The sequence below is a fragment of the Mucilaginibacter sp. genome (assembly GCF_025359345.1).
Classification (GTDB): Bacteria; Bacteroidota; Bacteroidia; order Sphingobacteriales; family Sphingobacteriaceae; genus Mucilaginibacter.
This window is the reverse complement of record NZ_JANYGQ010000035.1, coordinates 181,908-198,363: the sequence shown is the minus strand read 5'-3', so window position 1 is coordinate 198,363 and position 16,456 is coordinate 181,908. Positions and strand designations below refer to the sequence as shown.

Here is a 16,456-nt window from a genome sequence, read left to right as displayed (position 1 = left end):
GTAGTTTATTGAGTTTTACAGTTATTTAAAATGTGTAATTAAATGCGATTGAATAATTTGCGCCGGGCTTGTACCGCCTGAAAGTGTAGCCTGTACCCGGCGGGGTGTATGTTTTACCATTAAGCTGATAGGTGAAATCGTATTTCTGGTTCAGGATATCGCCCCCGTTAAACTTAATTTCGCCTTTGCTTTTCAGTACTTTATAGCCTGCCTGGAAATCGAGCACATTGCGCGGGCTTTCATAAACGCTTGGGAAACGTTCGCCGCCGGCATAAAATATTCTTTTGCCCAGGCGGTTAAATAGTACGTTCAACGAAAGCTTGTTATCAAATTCGGTATGCTGTAACCCTGCGTTTATAACGTATGGCGACTGGCCAACAAGGGGCCTCGATTTTTCTAACCGGTTAACCCCATCGTTAGGGTTGGTAACTTTTGATTTGTTATAAGAGAAGTTTGCGTAAGCCGTGGTCGCTTTAAAAAAAGCCCCGCTGCTTAAAAAATCGAGCGTTTTGCGGGCCTCTAACTCAAAACCGTAAACGTAGGCCGATTTTGAATTAAAATAACTGATAGTATTTGACGAGTTTACATCATCAATAACCGGTTCAATGGCATTGGTGAAGTTTTTATAAAATGCCGAAATAGAGAATATTTGTCCTGCCGAAGGATAAAACTCATACCTGATATCGGCGTTATCGATAGTGGTACGCTTTAATGAAGGTTCGCCTTGTATGGTTGATAACAGTTCATAGTCATAATATGGAAAGGGGGCTACCTCGCGCAACTCAGGCCTTGCAACGGTGCGATAGTATGACGCTCTGAAATTTGCTTTTTTTGTTAAGCTGTAAGTAAAGTTAACTGACGGCAGTAAGTCGGTATTGTCTAAATCGGTGCGTGGCTGCTTTACATTGGTTTCCTGGGTACGCAGTTTCAGGTTGAATTTTTCGACTCTCAAACCATAAACAATTCTTACATTTTCGCCCATTTTATTATCAAGCATGGCATATGCCGAGTTGGTTAAGCTGTTGGCGGTATACCTGTCGGTAGGGTTTGATAGTTCGTCGAGGTTATATAAGCCTGCGTTGATTACATTTTGCCCGAAGATGGTGCCTATAGGGCGTTGTAAAATTGTGTTCGAATCGTAGTTAGGGTCGTTTGTGTTAAATACCAGCCCAAGGAACCTGGCGTTAAACGTACGATCACGATACTGCGAGTAGATGCCTGTTTTAAAAGTACTTTGGGCAAACATTTTAACCGGCAGGCTAAAATCCACCTTGCCCGAAAAAACATTTTCGCTTAAGTGCGAAAACAGCCGGGCATTCTCTTTTTGCAGGCCTGTAACCTGTGCAAAGTATGGCTCGCCGGGCGCGTTTTGTTTATAATTTACTTTGCGCTGGTCGGGCTGGTCGTTCAGTACATTGCTATAGCTTAAGTTCCATTTTAGTTTGGCGCTTTTTGCACCAAGGCCGTGCTCACCGTCGAGGGTTGTTTTAAACAAGGCTTTTTCAAGCAGATCGAAAGCGTAAAAATGATTATCGCCGGTGGTTGATGTGCTTGTATTAAGGCCGGTGCGATAGGTAAACTGGTCGTCGAGTACGCGGTTGTATAGGTTTTTAAAGGTTATTTTACTTTTGCCGAAGCTGTAGGCAAAATTAGTTAAGGCCCCGATGTTGGTTGAGAATTTATATTGCTGGTTATGATAGTCGTAATTATCAAACTGCTGCGTCAGGTCGGGGATTACAGTTTGCGAATTTCTGTAGGTTAATGCAATGGTAGTACCAAACCGATTTTTGTTTTTGCCAATTTCACGCACATCGCCTAAAGTAAACTGGTAGTTTTGAGTAGGTAGCGCCTTGCTTGTGTAAATATTGAAATCGTTATTTAAGCTGTTAATGGCCTGGATATTGCCTTTTGAAGTTAGCTGCCTGTTTACAATTTGAGTTGATGTTGGAAAGTTAGCAGTCAATTTCCGACTGCCGTCATCAAACCCAAAGTAATCGCTGGTGCTGCGGTAACCACCTTTAAAATCTTTAAATGTGCTTTGGGTATTGTAGCCATAGCTAATCCCAAAACTTACGAAATTTTGGTCGGGGATGTCTTTGGTTAGTATTTGTACGCTGCCGCCGGCAAAATCGCCGGGCATATCCGGGGTGGCAGTTTTGCTGATAATAATGTTATCAATTAATGATGCCGGAACAATATCGAACGAGAACGCCTTACGGTTAGGCTCGGTACTTGGCAACGAAGAGCCATCAAGCGACGCGCTGTTGTAACGGTCGCTTAAGCCACGCACTACAACAAACTTGTTATCCTGTATGGTTGTGCCGCTCACCCGTTTTAAAACATCACTGGTGCTTTTATCCGGCGATTTCCTTATCAGTTCGGCAGATATGCCGTCGGAAATAGAAATGCTGTTTTTTTGGATAGCATATAAGGCCCCTATTGACTCCTGGCGGTAAGTTGCCCTAACCACCACCTCTTTGAGGTTTGAAGCTCGGGCCTGCGCTAAAGCAACGTCGAGCGTGGTGGCATTGCCGGCTTTAACTTCTATGTCTGATATTATTTTACTCTCGTACCCAATGTACCTTATAATTAAGGTATAGCTGCCAGGCTGTATGCCGCCTAATACATAACGACCTTCAACATCGGTAGCAGTGCCTGTTGCTGTGCCGTGTATGCCGGCACTTGCGCCTATTAAGGTTTCGCTGGTTTTGCTGTCTATTACTTTACCAACAATTTTACCGGTACCCTGTGCAAAAACAACATTTTTACATACAAAAACCAGAGGCAATACAACGCCGAAGAATATAACTTTTTTCACTAAAAATATTTTGATGCAAAGCTATTTCTATCAGCATGCTGTAACAATTTTTTGCCATTATCAAACCATTATATGTTACAGCATAAGGTGTTACCAATGGTTCAGTTTCATAACCATTGCCTATAATTACGCCAAAACATCGTCATTATTTAATAATGTCACCTGGTTTACCAGTTTATCAAAGTCGGAACCGTTGCTGGCTGTGGCTTTGAGTTTTTCGTTTACCTTTGCCAGTACACGCAGACAGGTGAACCTTTCCTGCCAGGTGACATCTTCAAATACCTGTTGTTCAAAAACAGTAAATAAACTATCCAGTATACCAATCAAATAATTTGCCTTGGCGGTAAGGGTAATGAGCTTTCCCCTGCGGTCTTTAAAATTTACCTCTTTGGTAACATAGTTTTTGTTTATCAACAATGTTATTATGGCAACGATATTTGATTTTTCTATCTGTAACTGGTCGCAAATTGCTTTTTGCGTTATACGCCCCCCCGCCCGGTTTATAGCCAGAATAATGGGGTAATGCTGATAAATTTCTATTTCTTTAAGTGCGCCAAATAAATATTGCTGGTATGATTTATTTACCTGCATTACCTGCACGTTCAGATCCTCTCCAAAATTCATTATAATAATTGATGTACCCGGTGCCGAAAAACAGCTGCCCGGTAATTTGTAATTATGTTAATTATAACGGATTGTGGGCAAATGCCCGGAGAAGTGCTAAATAAGGAAGGTTTGGTAAATGACGTGCTTTTGAAGCGCCGGGAACTGGCTTTTACACGGCAAAAAGTTAAATCTTGATATGCTTATTGATTTTAAAACGCAGCTGGCGGCAAACAAACTAAATAGCAGGCATATAGCGGTGATAGTTTTTAGTTTAAAATGCACAGGAGGAGCCGAAAGGTGCCGCTTGTTAAAAAAGTCCCAGCTTATGTCGTGTCCGCCGCGTTCTAAATATTGATGATGTACAAGTTTATGTTTATTGACCGGTGTGTGGTGATGATGATTTATCGGCTGGCCCGATATAAGGTTTGAAACCGGCAGTATTACAATTATCAGTGCTGCTATAAAAAGTAAAAACCTCGCGAATACGTTAATCACTGCCGACATGCCACTTTGTAATTTATTCATTACAAATATTTGGATATTAAAGCCCCCCACAAACGCAAACGGATTTATTAATGAAATGTTAATGGTAAATAAACATTGGTAATCCGTACAAGATTAGGTGGTAGTTAGTTAGCGTTGCAATATAAACAATGGATAAATCCATCATCAAAATTAGTCACTATTATCGCCAGGTAGTAATCTTTTGCGCGATGTTACTCTGACTGCGTTATTTTATCACGATAAAAAAAGAATATATTTGAGGCTATAATTGTCATTTAATGAAAAAACTTTACCTTATCATTATTGCAGTGCTTGGATTTATGGTGGTCCTGAATTCATGCAGTAAGGTTACTGACGTTCAGACAGAGCCAGACCATTCGATCAAACTTACATTCGATACTGTCCGCATTACACAGGGCACAACTCAGTATCTTGCCGCAAAGAATTATCACGCCGACCAGATTAACTGGGCCTCATCTGATACCTCAATTGTAAAAATAGATGCAACAGGCCTTATAACTGCATTTCGTGCAGGTATAGTTTTGATAACAGCAGTGCATAAAACTTATGCTGTTTCGGCAAAATGCGTGGTGATTGTAGGGGGAAATAATATTTCGGATACCAAGGTATCTGATGTTTCAGTTGGCGCAGATGGTTCTATTTACGCCATCGGGACTGATTTGGTGTCGCCCACCGGCGGGTTTGGCATTTACAAAGTTGTAGGCAATAAATTAAATAAACTGCCTTTGTGCGCAGGTGTCCGGATAGCCGTCGGGCCCGATGGAAAGCCATGGGTGGTTAACAAATCAAATCTCGTTTATCGTTTCCGCGATTCTACATCGGCCTGGCAACTAATGCCTGGTACCGCTACCGATATAGGCATTGGCGCTGATGGCTCTGCATTCATTATCGGTACAGACGATGTTTCACCTTCCGGCGGCAAAAGCATTTCAAAGTGGGATGGCAGCAATTGGGTTACTATGCCAGAGTGCGCCGGCATCCATATAGCGGTTGACCCTCACGGAATTCCTTATGTTGCCAACCTGTCAAACGTCGTTTACAAATACGATGGTACGCGGCTTTGGAATCCTATTAATGGTTTCCTGGCTAACGACATAGGTATCGGTGCCAATGGCAGCGTTTTTGCGTCTGGGGCTGCGGCTGCTACATCTGCGGTTGCCAAAATAGATGCGACAGGCTCGTGGGCTGCAGTTTCAATAAGCACAGCAACAGCAATAAGCATATCGGTTAAGCCCGACGGTAGCTTTGTTTATATCGATGGCAACGGCTATTTACATCTAAATTAATTTTATGCTGACATAAAAAAGGAAACCTGCCGTTTAAACGGCGGGTTTCCTTTTTTTAATACCTTTGTGCAAAATATGCGCTTACCCTCCATTCCAGGTTTTGACCAGCAGGCACTCGAAAAGTATTTTAAAAATACCGGGATGATGTTTATTGGCCGCATCGGCAGCCTGGCGATAAAAATGTTTGTGGGGATAGCGGTAGCCAACTACCTGCACCGCGAAAACAATGGCATTTTAACCGGCGGTACGGTTTACATCTACTTCGCCTCTGCGCTGGCCGCACTTGGCCTGGACCAATTCATTGTTAAAGAACTTCATCAATTTCCTGAAAACAGGGACCAAATTTTAGGCACATCCTTTTGGATGAAGATATTTGCCGGTTTTTGCTGCGTTCCAATTATTTATTTTGCATATACCATTTACCCCGCTAAGGGGACGCCCTATCATTATGTGTTGATTTTTTCCGCAATAGGCATTATACAGGCCTTCAACGTCATCGATTCGTATTTTCAAAGCCAGGTGCAGTCAAAGTACATCATGCAGGTTCAAATTACAGGCAACCTGGTATCCGCTGCGGTTAAGCTATTGCTGATACACCTGCAAATGCCGCTTATCTGGTTTGTTTACGCCTACACGTTCGACTTTTTACTGCTTTCTATAGGCTATTATTTTACCTATCAACGCAAGCAACGCAGCGTTTATAACTGGACGTTCAATTTCGAATTGTCCAAAAAACTGTTGAAATATTCGTGGCCGCTTATCATTTCAGGTATTATGGTTGCCCTTTATATGAAGATAGACCTGCTGATGGTGCAAAATATTTCCGGCGCAAAAGAAGCGGGAGCTTATGCAACCGTTGCAAATTTAAGCGAAGTGTGGAATTTCATTCCTGCAGTTATTGTTACCACGCTTTTTCCGGCTATCCTAAACGCTAAACGTGACGACCCCGGACGTTACAAAAAACGTATTCAAAACCTGTATGACCTGATGGTTTACATCAGTTTACCAATAGCCGTCATAGTAACATTTGCCTCGCCGCTAATCTATCACATTTTACCTTTCAAACCCGAATACTATTACTCAGCGCCTGCATTATCGGTGCACATATGGTCGGGGGTGTTTGTGTTTTTGGGCGCGGCCAGCAGCCAGTATTTAATTGCCGAAAATTTCAGCAAGCTAACCTTTATCCGCACTGGGTTTGGCGCGGTAATTAACATTGTACTTAACCTAATATTAATACCACACATGGGGATGATGGGTGCTGCTATTTCAACTTTAGTTGCCTATGCAAGCGCCACATTTGTAATTATATTGATACCGAAAGTTAGCGAGCAGGGAGTAATGATGTTAAAATCATTATTCCTAATTTCGCTGGTTCAAAAAATCATTAAAAAATGAGTAAACTCAAGTTGCTTTATAAAGTATTTGCCAGTCCCAAAAGACTCAAAACCCTGCTTTCATTTAACGAAAAAGGTTATTTAGACGAGATTGGCTGGTTTAATGCGTATGACCATAAAACACCGGTTGATGAGCATAACAACCCCATTCCATGGGTTACTTATTCGTTTATTGATTTTATAAAATCGCACCTTAAGAAAAACCTTTCGGTTTTTGAGTTTGGTTCTGGTAATTCTACATTTTTCTACGCAAAATATGCTGCGCAGGTAGTATCGGTTGAACACGACAAAGCTTGGTTCGAAAAAATTGTAAGTACCAAACCCGAAAATTCTGAAATGATTTTTTGCGAGCTGGTGCGCGATGGCGACTATTGCCGCATGCCGTTAAAACTTGAAAAAAAGTTTGATATTATTATCGTGGATGGCCGCGACAGGGTGAATTGCTGCAAGCAGGCTGTTGATGCATTAACCTCAAATGGTGTGGTTGTTTTGGATGATTCGGAGCGCGAATTTTACGGCGAAGGCATCATGTTTTTGAAGAGTAAAGGATTTAAGGAACTTTCGTTCAGCGGTATTTCGCCGGGATTGTTTTACCGCAAGTCGACGTCAGTTTTCTATAAAGATGATAATTGCCTGGATATTTAGTTGTATCTCCCGGGCCGGTTTTGCCATTATTAACACCTAACTAATAAGTAATTTTAGCACGGGTGTTAAATTGCCTTATTTTTATTGAGTATTCTTTAAAAAACTATCGGAGCACGAAAGAAATATTTTTTAAACAGGCTGTGTAATGGTAGCTTTATATACTTTTTAATAATCGGCGTTATTGATACTTATTGAGCAGATAAACCTTAAGGTGTTTTATATTGATATGACGAACAAAAGCATGCGTTTTTTAGCACTGCTGGCGTTTTTTATGTCTGTATGTTTTTACGCCGATGCAGGCTATTTGAAGCCTGTAAAGGTAGTTGCAGGTAAAAAGAAACCTGCGCCCAGCCTGATTATTTCTTTCAAAATACCGGCACAAATAGGGCAGGAAGTAATTGTAAACGACCTTATCAATGGCAATTATATTGCCATACCCGTACATGCGGGTGCTAATGTTAGTTCACAGTTGACAACGATACAGGCTAATCCTGCAACCGCAGTTTTATCGCCGGCCTCCGGCACGGTAAATGACTTAACAAGCGCGAAGTTCTTTGCTGCCGATGGTAATTCTTATTCAGTTTTTGTAACACCTGCGAGGACACCCCCTGCAATATGCAGCGGAACACAAACAACGCTAACCGGTGATATACCAACACCAGCCGGGACATATCGATGGGAAATACTAAACCAGGCGACCGGAACCTGGTCAGCAGCCGCGGGAATAAATAACGGTATCGATTATACTACAGCTACGCTTTCAAGCAATGTGAATGCGCCAAAGCTGTACACATTCAGGCGCAGGATAACAGTAGGTGTATTCACAGCTTACGATTCATATACCGATTTAACGGTAAATCCCAAAACGCCAATTTCAGGTAATAACATAACAGCGCCCCCTATAACGACATTCTGTGCAAGCGGTGACGCGGGTGTTATTAACGGCAATCCGGCTACAGGCGGGGACGGAGTTACTTATAACTACCAGTGGCAGCAATCAATAAACGGTGGGGCTTTTACTAATATCGGTGGCCCTGCAGGTACTGGTAAAGACTACGACCCGCCTATATCAACTATCACAACCGTTTACCAGCGGGTGGCCACCTCGGGACCATGTATTCCGCCTTCTACGAGTAATAAGATCACCATAACTATTCAATCAGCAATTACAAATAACCACCTGTTTCAACCGGGTACCACTACTTTTTGCGGCCCATCCATTCCCGCAATTTTTAATGGCTCCGATCCGCCTTCGGGTGGAGCCGGCACAAGCGGGTCATTTACCTACCAATGGCAAAGCAGCACTGACGACGTAAATTTTACTGATCTGCCCGGCAATTCGCATAGCTTCGATTATAACGCTCCTGCATTAACTCAAACAACCTATTTTCGCCGGCTGGCAAAATCAGGCGCCTGTTCAACATTTGTAGCCAGCGATAAGGAGATTATTATTACCATACAAAAGGGGTTGAGCAATAATACTATAAGCACAGCCGGACCCACGGCGTTTTGCGGCCCCGGTGACCCAGGCACAATTGGCGGCACGCAGCCTGCCGGCGGCGACGGCGTTAATTACAGCTACAAATGGCAAAGTTCACCCGATGGGGGCGCTTTTAATGATATCTTACCGTCGGTTACCAGTGCCACTTACAGCCCCGGAACTGTAAACACTACAACTTACTTCCAGCGTTTAGTAACATCGGGCGCCTGCAATACACCTTTAAAAAGCAACCAGGTTGTAATTACCGTGCAGCCTCCGGTGGGTAACAATTCCATACAATCGCCTCTGATAGCTGACTATTGCCAAAGCGGCTCACCGGGACCAATACCGGGTTCTATTCCAACCGGGGGTAAGGGCGGTTATACCATAGTTTGGCAAAGCTCGGTAAATGGCGGGCCCTTTACCGATATTCCAAATTCCAACGTACAGGACTACGACCCAGGACTGGTAACCCAAACAACTATTTACCAGCGAGGTGTAACTTCGGGTGCCTGCAGCACACGAGTATACAGTAACCAGGTAACGGTTACCGTACAACCCGCGCTTGGCGGTAACACATTGATTGCGCCGTCGGCCGGTTTCCATTGTGCAAGCTATACGCCGGGGCCTATCCAGGATTCTCCGCCAACCGGGGGCGATGGTGTCAATTATACGTATTCATGGGAAAGTGCATCCGCATTTGGCGGGCCTTTTACGCCTGTTCCCAACTCAAACATACGGAATTACGACCCGGGAACAATAACGCAAACAACCTGGTTCAGGCGCACGGTAACATCCGGTTTATGCACCACACCATTAACAAGTAATTCAATTGGTATATTTATTGAACCTGCGTTGGCGGGGAATACCATAACAACACCCGCAACAACTACGTTTTGTGCGAGCGGCTCACCGGGATTTATAAACGGTTCGGTGCCAACCGGCGGCAGTGGATCGTATATCTATGTTTGGCAGCAGTCGGTAAACGGTGGGCCTTTTACTGATATTCCCAACTCCAATGTGCAGAACTACGGGCCTGGCCTGGTAACACAAACGACCACGTACCAGCGTAGTGTAACATCAGGTTCTTGCACCACACCACTGGTTAGCGGGCAGGTTACTATAACCATCCAGCAAGCCTTGATAGGGAATACACTCACCCCACCTGCAACAACCCAGTTTTGCGCGACCGGCGATGCCGGACTGATCACCGGCAGTACGCCAACGGGCGGGGACGGCTCGCCTTTATACCAATGGCAGCAATCGCCAGATAATGTTGACGCGCATTTTACCGATATAAACGGGCAAACTGGTAAGAATTTCGATCCGCCTTCGTTAACGGCGACTATGTTTTACCGCAGGGTGGTAACAGAAGCAACGTGCAGCACACCGCTTATAAGCACCGCTATTGAGATACATATCACGCAGCTTGTAACAAGCAATACCATATTAGTGCCGCCGTTCCCGTATTGCGTAAGTGTTGATCCGCAACCTATTTCAGGCAGCCCGCCAAATGGCGGCGACGGCCCCAATTCATTTCAGTATAAATGGTACAGTTCAACCGATAAAGCGGCAACCTGGACATTGATTCCCGGCGCCAACAGTATCGATTATGACCCGTCTACTATTACCGTAACTACTTCATACAGGCGCGATGTTACTTCAGGCGCCTGCCAGGTGCCGCTTCAAAGTGCCATGGCAACAATTACGGTTAACCAAACACCGGCCAACGCCGTGATAAACCCTATAGCGCCGATATGCGCCGGCAATACCACAACTATTTCAATTACCTCGCCCGACCCGGCGCTTACCTACGTCTGGTATGATTCATCGGATAAAAGCAATGCGGTTTTCCAGGGAACAAGTTTTGTAACCCCAGTACTGAATACCACGCAAACTTATTATGTTGAGGCCTCAAACGGAACCTGCGCCAGCCCGGTTATAACCCCGGCAACCGTAACTGTGAATGCTGTACCAACTGCGCCAATGCTCCAAACAAACCCGGCATCAACCTGTGCAGGCTCGCCGGCAGTATTAAACATATTGAACCCCCAGGCCGGCCTGACTTACAACTGGTACACAGCTGCCATAGGTGGTACGTCAGTTTTTACCGGTCCCGATTTTACGACACCGGCGTTAAGCAATAACACAACTTATTATGTTGACGCCACCAGTTCCGCAGGCTGTACCTCAACATCGCGCACCGTAGTTAATGTGTCGGCAATCCCGCTGCCAACTATTTCGGCACAGGGCGACAATGTTTGCCCCGGCGCCCCCGCCTCGCTGACATCAAATAATACAGACCTTGACGTTACTGTAAACTGGTATGCATCTGCAACCGGTGGTGCCATATTGTTTACCGGCAATAGCGTTACCACACCGCCCGTAAACGCAAACACAACTTATTATGCCGAAGCAGTAAACAACAGTTGCGTATCTGCAACGAGGGCAGCGGCGCAAGTTCAAATTATTCAGCCATTACCTGCCCCTGTACCACAGGCTATAGCTTTAAAGGCGCCCAGTATAACTTTTGAATGGTCGCCGGTTAGCGGGGCCGACGGGTACCTGGTAAGCACCGACAATGGGCAAACGTTTACTGCGCCAAGCTCGGGCAGCAATGGTACCACCCATACGGTTACAGGCTTGCAAATTGGGCAGAGCGTTACTTTAATTGTGCGCGCCACCGGTGACGTTAGCTGCAAGGAAAGTGCGAATTCAACGCCATTAACAGCAATCGCTGTTAACCCGCTTATTGACCAAGTGTTTGTGGCCAATGCCTTTACGCCCAACGGTGATGGTAAAAACGATGTGGTGTATGTACACAACGAAAACATTAAAACGCTTAAATTTTATGTGTACAGCCAATGGGGCGAGTTGCTGTTTATGTCGCAAAGCCAGCAAAATGGGTGGGACGGCACTTTTAAAGGCAAAGCAGAACCGGCCGGGGTATATGTTTATTATGTTGAAATTACTTTAACCAACGGCGAGAAGGTGAATAAAAAAGGAACGATTACATTATTACGGTGAAAAAGATAATTGTATTTATATCTGTTATATTGATGGCTGTCGGCTCTGTTAAGGGGCAGATAGACCCTCATTTTTCACAGTATTATGCTTACCCGCTTTGGCTAAACCCGGCGCTTACCGGTGTTATTGATGGCGACCTGCGTATAAATGCCAATGCCAAAAATCAATGGAACGCCATACCCGGCGGCTTCAAAACGGGTGGCATTTCTATGGATTTTAAGGCTGGCGAAAAATCGGGGTTGGGCCTTAACATTATCAACCAGGCCGCGGGTACAGCAGGGTGGAATTATTTTGCCGCTTATGCTTCATACAGCTATGGGTTCTCGGTATCTGACGATGAGACTAAAAAGCTGCGTTTCGGTTTGCAGGCAGGCATCATCAACCGTAGTTTCGACCCGAGCAGGCTACAGTTCGACGACCAGTATAACCCGGTAATTGGTTACGACCCCAATACGGCCAGTTTTGAAACCTTTGCTACCACCAGTGCAACCGTATTTGACGCAAGCGCAGGCGTTTTTTATTACGATGGCGATCCTACACATCCGGCCAATTTTTTTGGTGGCGTAAGCGTGGCGCATTTAACTTCGCCTAAAGACCCTTTTACCAACGGTGGCAGTATTACCAGCAAGCTGCCCATGCGTTTTACCGCCCACGCCGGGGTGAAGATTAAAGCATCAGACGATTTTGACGTTATCCCGCATGCGGTTTATATAAGTCAGCAGGGCAATGCAATTAAAGCTTTAGGGGTATACTCCGAAATGAAATTCCAGGACGATAACGGCCTCATCCTTGGTGGTATGTATCGCATTGGCGATGCCGCAGTAGCCGATGTAGGTTATCACCTTAAGAACATGGTGATAGGGGTGAGCTACGATTTTAATACCTCGGCGTTTAAAAATGCAACAAGCGGACAGGGCGGGTTTGAGTTATCAATTAGCTATGTATTTAAACATACAACCAATCCGTCGGTGGTGTGTCCTAAGTTTTGAGAGGACAAGATTATTTACTGCGGGCATACTTCTTCACCATATCATCCACAATCTGCGCAGTTTCATCGGGGAAATCTACCTGCACCTTATTGCCGTCGTTAAGCCAGTTGTTAACGTAGTAAATAAATTTGTCGTCAATTTCGTGGATTACGGGAACGCCCAGCTTTGACGCCGCCAGTGCATTGCATTGCTGCTCGTACTGGCCCTTCATGGGTATCATCATTACCTTTTTTTGCAGGAACAATGCCTCTGCCGGCCCCTCGAAGCCGCCGCCTGTGAGCAGGCCTTCGCAGCTTGCCAGGCTGTTGTTAAAATCCTGGTTGTTTACCGGGAAAATCTTCACATTGCCTTGGGTATAAGGCGTTTTTTGTCGTTTGGAAAATATATGCCATTCCTTGTTGGTTTTATTCAGCTCACGGGCAAGCAGTTTATCGTCATAAGCGGGCAGGTAAACGGTATAATGGCCCAGGTTTGAAGTGACCAGGCTGCGTATTTCGCTGCGGATAACCGGCGTATGGATAAAATCGTCGTAGCGCTCAAAATGAAAGCCGATGTGGTGGGCAGTTGGCGAATAATATTTCAGCAGCCACTCAGCATAGCTCCATTTGGCAGGACGCGGTGTTTTTGGTGATACAAATGAGCACTGGTGACTTAACGACACGGCAGGTATCCGCTGCAACTTGCAGGCCCAGGCGCTAACCGGTTCAAAATCGTTTATAATAAGATCATATTGCTTTAGCGGCAGGGTAAAGATGTCTTTAAACAGCCGGGGGGTGTTCATCAGCTTAAAAGTGGCCCAATTATCAACCCCACCGTTGGTACCAAACACAAAGCTAAACCCATGAAATTTGTATTTAAGCGGTTGTGCCAAACTAACTTCGGCTTCCGTACCGCTCACCAGTAAATCAACTTCGCCATGTTGCTGCAGCAGCGGCACAATTTCGCGGGCCCGGCTTATGTGGCCGTTACCGGTACCTTGTATGGCGTATAGGATTTTCATTGATCGAAGTTGGAACGTTGCTTATTTTGTTGTAAAGTTTTTTTGATTATCACAAACTTGTTGAATAATTATTGATTTTTCATGTTCAACCAGTTAAAAGATGGAAGGTTTTTCTTAACATTTCAACCTTTCAACGTTCAGACGTTTCAACAAATATTAATCCTGTTCCTGTTTAAACCGGGCAAGTAGGCTGCTCACATCCAACTTAGCGTCCAAATCTTCAGCATCGGTTTTGTCATCTTCGTCGGCGTCGGTATCAAAATTTGCGGGTTCATATTTAAAAATAGTCCAGTTGCCGTTTTGGTATTCGAGCGCGGTGAGGCTCTCCACCCAGTCGCCCGAGTTTAAGTAAAGTACAGAGCCAGGATTATCGGTCGCCTGCATCTCACGTATTTCGGCATGATGGATGTGGCCGCATATAACGTATTGGTAGCCTTTTTCAATAGCCAGGTCGGCCGCAGTTTGTTCAAATTGGTTAATGAATTTTACAGCCTCTTTAAAACGGGCCTTTATTTTTTGCGAAAAGCTCATTTTTTGGCGCCCCATGGCGGTGAGCAGCCAGTTGGTAAAGCTGTTGATCAGTATCAGCGTATCATAACCAACAGCGCCCAGTTTAGCCAGCCATTTGGAATGTTGCATGGTGACGTCGAACACATCTCCATGGAATATCCAGGCCTTTTTGCCATCGACGTTTAACACAATTTTGTTCAGCAACTGGAACGAGCCCATGTTAAAATCGGCAAACTTGCGGAGCATTTCATCGTGGTTGCCGGTAAGGTAATAAACGGGCACCCCATCGGTAACAAATTTTAAAATGCGACGCACAACCTTCATGTGTGTTTCGGGCCAATACGATTTGCTGAACTGCCATATATCGATAATATCGCCGTTTAAAATCAGGATTTTGGGTTTGATGCTCTTCAGGTATTTGAGCAGTTCTTTAGCGTGGCATCCGTATGTACCTAAATGCACGTCGGATATAACTACAATATCAACTTCGCGTTTTGCCATTAAAATTGGGGGGATATTTCTCCACCCGGTAAATTAGACCGGAAAAATACAGGAGCATTGTACAAGCAACGATTAGTCTTCTTCGTCGTCGTCATTAACTTTTAGTTCAAATGGACTTACATAGTAAATGCATACTAAAAATAGTAAGCTGCCTACAACCATATATCCTAACTCGAAATGCATCTTTTAAGATTTTTACAAATAACGGTAAAACGGATTATTTAATTGTTAAGACTGTGTTAAATGTAAAAGGTTTCATTTTGACTGAAATTTTTTTTCAATCCATTTTAGTTGCTTTAAATGGTGATATAAATGTACGCGAATAAACTTAAACCACTGGCCGGCGTTCAGCATGCCAAGTCGTGGGTGTTTAATGCGCGAGGTTGGTAATGAATTTTTTAAGATAGGAGCAGTATCGTCGACGCGTTTGCGGCATTTTACCAGCAGGTTTTTAGCTTCTTCTCTGCTAATTTTTTCGGCAGGCATTTTTGCCGATGTGGCTTCGGGTACTTTTAACTTTACAGGAAAGCTCCCAATCAGCATTAAATAACGGCCCATTAAGTTAGGCCCTTTTGTGGTGGGTTCGCAATTATTGTGTGCGCAGCGTTCCAACGCGATTGAAGAGCCCAATGTTGCTTTTAAAATATGTGAATAAACCTCGGCGTACGACCAGCCACCGCCCGGCGGCGTTTCGGTAAAAAGCTCTTCGGGGATGGTTTCCAGTTTAGCCCGGTAATCATCCAGTGCGGCGTCAATGGCTTTGCGCTCTTTATGCAGGTTCATATTTTATAAAATTAATAATTATATGCCATTTCGAACGACAGCGAGAAACTATCTCTTGAGCAAAGCGAAAAAACTTGTACGCTTTGCTTTTGCCGCGTACAAGTTTTCTCCTCGTTCTTCGTCGAAATGACAATAGTTATAATATCTCCATCAACTCCTTCAACCCATTCACCTGCGCCGGTACATCATCCGGTTTTGGTGCATTAAACGGATTAAAGTAGATGGCGTCCATGCCAAAGTGTAACGCGCCATAAACATCGGCTTCCAGGCTGTCGCCAATCATTATGCTTTCGTGTTTTTGGGCGCCGGCAACGGTTAGGGCGTGTTCAAATATGGCCTTGTCAGGTTTGTTGATACCTACTACTTCGGATATAATCACCTGGTCGAAATACCGGCCGATATTGGTATTGCCAATTTTTAAGGTCGAGGCCTCTCTAAATCCGTTGGATATTAAATGCAGCGTGTATTTGCTTTGCAGGTATTGAAGGGTTTCATGTGCGTGCGGAAAGAGATTCGTTTTTGTGGGGCAAAGCTTTACGTAATCGTCCTCAAATGCAACGGGCAATATATCGGGATGCACACCCAACTCGATGAATGTACGTTTAAAGTGGGTTTCGCGTAACTCGGTTTTGGTTATTTTGCCGGTGTGGTATTCGGCCCAAAGCTGGTGGTTGTTGCGGGTGTAAGTTTCAATAAATATGGTGGCAGCCGGTACGCCAATTTCGTGCAGGCGGTAAATTTCGTATAGCTCATGCAGTGTTTCCTCGGCGTTTTTGTCAAAATCCCAGATGGTGTGGTCGAGGTCGAAGAAGATGTGTTTGTATTTGGGGATTTCGGAGGTCGGATGTTCGATTTTGGATTTTTTCATCGCTCTGGAAAGTTAGCAGTA

The 16,456-nt window shown here is 44.5% G+C and carries 12 protein-coding genes; 5 read left to right on the top strand and 7 right to left on the bottom strand.

The window, feature by feature from the left end; genetic code table 11:
• Positions 1–25: 25 nt before the first annotated feature.
• The 3 genes from Q0R52_RS25435 to Q0R52_RS25425 form a co-directional block, all read right to left on the bottom strand.
• Positions 26–2,818, bottom strand: coding sequence for a TonB-dependent receptor (locus Q0R52_RS25435; protein ID WP_295800398.1), 2,793 nt, complete (start codon positions 2,816–2,818; stop codon positions 26–28).
• A gap of 126 nt (positions 2,819–2,944) precedes the next feature.
• On the bottom strand, positions 2,945–3,442 hold the full coding sequence (locus tag Q0R52_RS25430) for a MarR family winged helix-turn-helix transcriptional regulator (RefSeq protein ID WP_295800395.1): 498 nt from the start codon (positions 3,440–3,442) through the stop codon (positions 2,945–2,947).
• Between the two features lie 96 nt (positions 3,443–3,538).
• The gene (locus tag Q0R52_RS25425; RefSeq protein WP_295800394.1) at positions 3,539–3,949 is read right to left on the bottom strand and encodes a hypothetical protein; all 411 of its coding nucleotides are present in this window, start codon (positions 3,947–3,949) and stop codon (positions 3,539–3,541) included.
• A 257-nt stretch (positions 3,950–4,206) separates the two neighbouring features.
• Between Q0R52_RS25425 and Q0R52_RS25420 the strand changes: the two genes are divergently transcribed.
• From Q0R52_RS25420 to Q0R52_RS25400, 5 genes are all read left to right on the top strand, one after another.
• Positions 4,207–5,235 carry an Ig-like domain-containing protein gene (locus tag Q0R52_RS25420; protein WP_295800391.1) on the top strand — a complete coding sequence of 343 codons (1,029 nt, stop codon included), beginning with the start codon at positions 4,207–4,209 and terminating at the stop codon, positions 5,233–5,235.
• A 75-nt stretch (positions 5,236–5,310) separates the two neighbouring features.
• Entirely contained in the window at positions 5,311–6,633 is a 1,323-nt protein-coding gene (locus Q0R52_RS25415; protein ID WP_295800389.1) for a flippase, read from the top strand.
• Positions 6,630–7,277: an FkbM family methyltransferase gene (locus Q0R52_RS25410; protein ID WP_295800383.1), complete on the top strand. Its 648-nt coding sequence runs from the start codon at positions 6,630–6,632 to the stop codon at positions 7,275–7,277. Before Q0R52_RS25415 ends, Q0R52_RS25410 begins: the two co-directional genes overlap by 4 nt.
• Positions 7,278–7,458: 181 nt before the next feature.
• Complete coding sequence (locus tag Q0R52_RS25405; protein WP_295800380.1) at positions 7,459–11,784, top strand: gliding motility-associated C-terminal domain-containing protein; 4,326 nt, start codon at positions 7,459–7,461, stop codon at positions 11,782–11,784.
• Positions 11,781–12,773 (top strand): type IX secretion system membrane protein PorP/SprF, encoded by a 993-nt coding sequence (locus tag Q0R52_RS25400; protein ID WP_295800376.1) that lies wholly within the window; start codon positions 11,781–11,783, stop codon positions 12,771–12,773. The genes Q0R52_RS25405 and Q0R52_RS25400 overlap by 4 nt, the downstream gene beginning before the upstream one ends.
• 10 nt (positions 12,774–12,783) lie before the next feature.
• Here the strand turns inward: Q0R52_RS25400 and Q0R52_RS25395 are convergent, their stop codons facing one another.
• From Q0R52_RS25395 to Q0R52_RS25380, 4 genes are all read right to left on the bottom strand, one after another.
• Positions 12,784–13,773, bottom strand: a complete 990-nt coding sequence (locus Q0R52_RS25395) for a glycosyltransferase family protein (protein ID WP_295800373.1) — start codon at positions 13,771–13,773, stop codon at positions 12,784–12,786.
• 156 nt (positions 13,774–13,929) lie between these two features.
• The gene (locus Q0R52_RS25390) at positions 13,930–14,784 is read right to left on the bottom strand and encodes a UDP-2,3-diacylglucosamine diphosphatase (RefSeq protein WP_295800370.1); all 855 of its coding nucleotides are present in this window, start codon (positions 14,782–14,784) and stop codon (positions 13,930–13,932) included.
• Positions 14,785–15,039: 255 nt separating this feature from the next.
• Positions 15,040–15,567, bottom strand: coding sequence for a DinB family protein (locus tag Q0R52_RS25385; RefSeq protein WP_295800368.1), 528 nt, complete (start codon positions 15,565–15,567; stop codon positions 15,040–15,042).
• 136 nt (positions 15,568–15,703) lie between these two features.
• Positions 15,704–16,435: a YjjG family noncanonical pyrimidine nucleotidase gene (locus Q0R52_RS25380; RefSeq protein ID WP_295800365.1), complete on the bottom strand. Its 732-nt coding sequence runs from the start codon at positions 16,433–16,435 to the stop codon at positions 15,704–15,706.
• Positions 16,436–16,456: the final 21 nt, after the last annotated feature.

Excerpts from the sequence above, each read along its gene's own strand:
- Q0R52_RS25430 (WP_295800395.1), bottom strand. The coding sequence starts at position 3,442 with ATGAATTTTGGAGAGGATCTGAACGTGCAGGTAATGCAGGTAAATAAA.
- Q0R52_RS25425 (WP_295800394.1), bottom strand. The coding sequence starts at position 3,949 with ATGAATAAATTACAAAGTGGCATGTCGGCAGTGATTAACGTATTCGCG.
- Q0R52_RS25420 (WP_295800391.1), top strand. The coding sequence starts at position 4,207 with ATGAAAAAACTTTACCTTATCATTATTGCAGTGCTTGGATTTATGGTG.
- Q0R52_RS25415 (WP_295800389.1), top strand. The coding sequence starts at position 5,311 with ATGCGCTTACCCTCCATTCCAGGTTTTGACCAGCAGGCACTCGAAAAG.
- Q0R52_RS25410 (WP_295800383.1), top strand. The coding sequence starts at position 6,630 with ATGAGTAAACTCAAGTTGCTTTATAAAGTATTTGCCAGTCCCAAAAGA.
- Q0R52_RS25395 (WP_295800373.1), bottom strand. The coding sequence starts at position 13,773 with ATGAAAATCCTATACGCCATACAAGGTACCGGTAACGGCCACATAAGC.
- Q0R52_RS25390 (WP_295800370.1), bottom strand. The coding sequence starts at position 14,784 with ATGGCAAAACGCGAAGTTGATATTGTAGTTATATCCGACGTGCATTTA.
- Q0R52_RS25385 (WP_295800368.1), bottom strand. The coding sequence starts at position 15,567 with ATGAACCTGCATAAAGAGCGCAAAGCCATTGACGCCGCACTGGATGAT.
- Q0R52_RS25380 (WP_295800365.1), bottom strand. The coding sequence starts at position 16,435 with ATGAAAAAATCCAAAATCGAACATCCGACCTCCGAAATCCCCAAATAC.